Origin of the sequence: Streptomyces milbemycinicus, assembly GCF_002154605.1 — a bacterium.
GTDB classification, from domain to species: domain Bacteria; phylum Actinomycetota; class Actinomycetes; order Streptomycetales; family Streptomycetaceae; genus Streptomyces; species Streptomyces milbemycinicus.
The window spans coordinates 1-1,058 of the sequence record NZ_MUNE01000848.1 but is presented as its reverse complement, the minus strand read 5'-3'; the positions used below and the strand labels follow the sequence as shown (position 1 = coordinate 1,058).

The following is a 1,058-nucleotide window of genomic DNA, read 5'->3' as shown; positions in this document are numbered from 1 at the left end:
GTCCGTGGGGACGGGGCGGGCCAGGTCGGTGGCCATCGCGTCGAGCCGCGCCACGGCGTCCGCGTACGCCTCGTCGACGCCCGTGTCGAGGTCGTTGTGGTTGATCGCGTTGGCGATCAGCAGGACCGTGCCGTCCCAGTGGTCGAGCACGGCGAGATCCGAGGTGAGCAGCATGGTCAGCTCGGGCAGCCGCAGATCGTCCCGGCCGCTCTCGCCGATCTTCTCCAGGCGGCGCACGATGTCGTAGCCGAGGTAGCCGACCATGCCGCCGGTGAACGGCGGCAGATGGACCAGCCCCCCGAGGTCGCGGGGCGTGTGCAGGGTCTCGATGGTCGCGCGCAGCGCCTGCAGCGGGTCGCCCTCGGTGGGGACGCCGACGGGCGGGGTGCCCAGCCAGTGCGCCTGGCCCTCACGCTCGGTGAGGGTGGCGGCGCTGCGTACGCCGATGAAGGAGTAGCGGGACCAGGACCGGCCGTTCTCGGCGGACTCCAGGAGGAAGGTGCCGGGGCGCTCGCCGGCGAGCTTGCGGTACAGGCCGACCGGGGTGTCGCCGTCCGCGAGCAGCCGCCGGGTGACGGGGATGACGCGGCGGTCGGCCGCCAGCTTGCGGAAGGTCTCGAGGTCCATCGTGTGCGCACCCTGGGTCATGGCTGGCGAGCCTACTGGCCGAGCGGCAGGACGTCGGAATCGAAGCAGGTGCGGTCGCCGGTGTGGCAGGCCGCGCCGACCTGGTCGACCTTCACCAGGACGGTGTCGGCGTCGCAGTCGAGGGCTACGGACTTGACCAGCTGTATGTGGCCGGAGGTGTCGCCCTTGACCCAGTACTCCTGGCGGCTGCGGCTCCAGTAGGTGGCCCGGCCGGTGGTGAGGGTGCGGTGCAGCGCCTCGTCGTCCATCCAGCCGAGCATCAGCACCTCACCGGTGTCGTACTGCTGGGCGATGGCGGGGACGAGGCCGTCGGCGGTGCGCTTGAGGCGGGCGGCGAGGGCCGGGTCGAGGGCGGAGGGGCGGTCGGAGCCGGTCATGCGACCATTCTGCATTCCCCGGCGCCGGGGAAT

The 1,058-nt window shown here is 72.2% G+C and carries 1 protein-coding gene and 1 pseudogene; both read right to left on the bottom strand.

Annotation, left to right across the window (positions count from 1 at the left end; all coding sequences use genetic code 11):
* Positions 1-627 (bottom strand): annotated as a pseudogene (locus CCN51_RS47505) (anthranilate synthase component I); the annotation flags it as partial.
* Between the two features lie 32 nt (positions 628-659).
* On the bottom strand, positions 660-1,025 hold the full coding sequence (gene hisI, locus CCN51_RS47500) for a phosphoribosyl-AMP cyclohydrolase (protein ID WP_014180505.1): 366 nt from the start codon (positions 1,023-1,025) through the stop codon (positions 660-662).
* Between the last annotated feature and the right edge of the window lie 33 nt (positions 1,026-1,058).

Excerpts from the sequence above, each read along its gene's own strand:
- hisI (WP_014180505.1), bottom strand. The coding sequence starts at position 1,025 with ATGACCGGCTCCGACCGCCCCTCCGCCCTCGACCCGGCCCTCGCCGCC.